General features: G+C 64.2%; 4 protein-coding genes. 3 read left to right on the top strand and 1 reads right to left on the bottom strand.

The annotated features are described in order from the left end of the window. Window positions 1-419: 419 nt before the first annotated feature. The 3 genes from AB0J09_RS60580 to AB0J09_RS60570 all read left to right on the top strand — a co-directional run bounded on the left by AB0J09_RS60580 (window position 420) and on the right by AB0J09_RS60570 (window position 2,563). Window positions 420-1,529 carry an IS110 family transposase gene (locus tag AB0J09_RS60580; RefSeq protein ID WP_360712934.1) on the top strand — a complete coding sequence of 370 codons (1,110 nt, stop codon included), beginning with the start codon at window positions 420-422 and terminating at the stop codon, window positions 1,527-1,529. Between the two features lie 10 nt (window positions 1,530-1,539). Beyond that, window positions 1,540-1,935, top strand: a complete 396-nt coding sequence (locus AB0J09_RS60575) for a hypothetical protein (RefSeq protein ID WP_360712931.1) — start codon at window positions 1,540-1,542, stop codon at window positions 1,933-1,935. A gap of 184 nt (window positions 1,936-2,119) precedes the next feature. Beyond that, on the top strand, window positions 2,120-2,563 hold the full coding sequence (locus tag AB0J09_RS60570; protein WP_360712928.1) for a hypothetical protein: 444 nt from the start codon (window positions 2,120-2,122) through the stop codon (window positions 2,561-2,563). 319 nt (window positions 2,564-2,882) lie between these two features. Here AB0J09_RS60570 and AB0J09_RS60565 read toward each other — a convergent pair. Further along, the coding region (locus AB0J09_RS60565) for a hypothetical protein (RefSeq protein ID WP_360712937.1) at window positions 2,883-3,095 on the bottom strand (213 nt) is incomplete at its 5' end.

Below are 3,095 nucleotides of genomic sequence, written 5' to 3'. Positions count from 1 at the left end.
CTGACACAGCACCCCGAGATAGCCATGTACCGACACGAACAATCACGTTCCGTCACCACCGAAAGTGCGCCAGAGCCAGTGACCGTACAGTCCCGGCAGGGGCGCTCCGGCTCCGGGATATGACCGTACGGATGAAGGGCCGTAGATGGCAGAGGTGGAAGCCTGATCATCCCTCCCACCATCGACCCGGGACAAGCCGAGCCCGCTTCCCTTCGGGCGGGACGACGGCGGACGGGATGATCTCAGTGTCACGCTTGTAGTGCCCGCTGGTGCGGGTCCAGGACGCCTGGTGACTCAGGGATGATCTGCCGTAATGTGCATGGCTTGTGCCTGACCTGTCCAGGGCGGCCTGGTCCTCGACGTTGGCCGGGCTGGACGGCATGACTTGATAGGAGCCTGGCAGTTCCCTCAACTGAGATATGTCCGCCGACCAGCCCGCGATGTCGTCCCCCTGCATGAAGGAGACAGCGTCCATGATGGTGATCGGTATCGATCCGCACAAGCGCACCCACACCGCGGTCGCCGTCGATGAAGTCGGTCGCAAGAAGGGCGAACGCACCGTGCAGGCCCGTGAGCAAGGGCACGTCCAGCTGCTGGCCTGGGCGCGCAAACTCGCGCCCGAAGAGCGCGTGTGGGCGGTGGAAGACGTCCGGCATGTCTCCGGCGGTCTGGTTCGCGACCTGCTGGCCGCCGGCGAGACGGTGGTCCCCGTGCCGCCGAACCGCACTGCAGGAGAGCGTCGTAGTGGCCGTGAGCGTGGCAAGTCCGACCCGATCGATGCCCTGGCCATCGCACGTCTGGCCCTGCGTGAGCCCGACTTGCCGACCGCGCGGCTGGATGAGCAGACCAGGCCGATCCGCCTGCTCGTCGATCATCGTGAGGCGCTCGTCGCCGAGCGCACCAGGCTGATCAACCGCGTGTTGTGGCTGGTCCACGACCTCAACCCGGATCTGGCGGCCGCGGTGACCAAACTCAAGCAGGTCACCACCCGGCGCAAACTCACCGCCCGGCTCCAGGCCCTGCCGGCCACCGCTGCCCGACGCGTGGCGCTGGCGCAGATCGCCCTCATCGACTCGCTCAGCGTCGAGATCGACGCGATCGAAAAGGAGCTCAAGCCGCTGGTTCAGGCCCGCGTTCCGCGCCTGCTGGCGATCGTCGGCGTGAACGTGGTGACCGCCGCCAAACTCCTGGGAGAGGTCGGCGACATCACCCGCTTTCGCAGCTCTGCAGCCTTCGCCCGGCACAACGGCACCGCCCCGATCCCGGTCTGGAGCGGAAACGACGACCGTCACCGGCTCAACCGCGGTGGCAACCGGCAGCTCAACACCACTTTGCACCGCATCGCCATCACCCAGGCGCGCTGCCACGAAGGCGCCCGAGCTCTGCTGAAGCGACGCCAGGAGACCACCCGAGACACCTCCAAAGGCAGCTTCCGCGTCCTGAAACGGCACCTGTCAGACGTGATCTACCGCGCCCTCATCGCCGACCACCACGCGCACAACAACGGGACATCGACAGGTCCCCAGTAACTTGGCACCCGTGGCGGAAGAACATCCGGACGAACAGCCGGTGCGCTGGCCAGAGCGGCGCAAGGACGTCCTCGAGGCACTACGAGCCCTGAGCGACCGCGACTACCAGGACCAACACTGGCGATCCGGGAAAGGACGACCGGACTTCACCGCTGCCGTGCACTGGCTCATCGACGACACCTTCATCGACCAACACGGCGCACGAGCACTGATCTCCCACCTGTTCTTTGATCAACAAGAAGCCGACCTCGTGCAGATGGTGGTCGACGCCCTCTTACGCGTCCTCGATGACCTCGGCCCTACCGCTCCAGACAACGCCTACCTCGACCATCCTGAGTGGATCAACGTCCTAAACTCGGCCGACGCCGCCTACGTGGCCTTGTCCTCCGGCAAGCACAGCTCATGACGAAACTCCGCGCAACGCCCTTGCACATAGGAGCGTCAGTATCAGGAGGAGTGTGCGGGCGGTTGGTCGCTACTCTAGGTCAGACAAATTGGCGCAGTCCGCTCGGAGGCAAGAGATGTGGCGACGTCGAAGCAGCCGAAATTTTCAATCCGGATCAGTCCCGACGGACGCCGAGACGACGGAGATGATGAAGCGCCTCGCTGAGATCTTCGTTGATGGAGCCACGGTTCAGGGATTCTCCGTTGACTGGACCTCGGCCTCTGCCTTTCAGCTTGATTCTTACTGTGATGCGTTCATGGCGGGAGAGCTCCCCCCGACGAGTCGCTGGACCGGTAGGCCGAGGAAGGGCTACATCCACACCATGGTGATGGGCATGGGGGCGTATCTCGGCGAGCTCATGATCCGCAACGGCGATGGACGGTGGGCCTATGACATCGGTCAGAACAACGCCTGTGTCGATCTGGATAACGGCATACGGACCTGGCCGCACAACAAGGTCTTCAAGCGGCTCACCATCGGATCTGAGCATTCCCTTGGACCGTACTACCACTACAGCCTCACGCGAGAGGTTCTAGACGGGTCGGTCGCGCGCGAATGGACCGACGACACTCTGCCCTCCCGCTCGTGATCGAGAGCCATAGGGCCATGTAACCCCACGTCTGTCAGGTTCTCCGATGCGGCCAGTTCCCAAGCTGATGATGCCCCGGCTGTACAGCCATCGCTACCGCCGAGAGTACCGACGGCGGCGGACTTCAGCGAACGTTCAAGGACACCAGACTCCCAGTTCAGAGCCTCAGACCTTGATCGAATCGTCTTCTATTTAATCTGCAGGCTCCGGGGGCTCGTGGCTGACACTGCCTCGCGGGATATACGCGGGATGACCTTCCCTGGTAGTGGAAAAGCGAGAGCTGTATCCGGAGGTCAGGGGCCTGATGCAGCCAGTAACGTCAGCCCGCTGTAAAACCGTCGGCGCCTCGCAGGCGTGCCCGTTGCGTGCCCGTCAGAGCGGTCAACGTGGGGGAGTCGCGGGGAAGCGCGGGCAGGATGACTGTCACGTTGACCTGCACGACGTACTCGCGCACGTCGTCACGGACGGCCTCGGCATCCCAGGCGGCCCTGCACAGCAGGTGCTGCATGCCGTGCGGGGTGGCCTCCCCGGC

The sequence above is a fragment of the Nonomuraea sp. NPDC049784 genome (assembly GCF_040659615.1).
GTDB lineage: Bacteria > Actinomycetota > Actinomycetes > Streptosporangiales > Streptosporangiaceae > Nonomuraea.
This window is presented reverse-complemented; position numbering and strand designations above follow the sequence as displayed.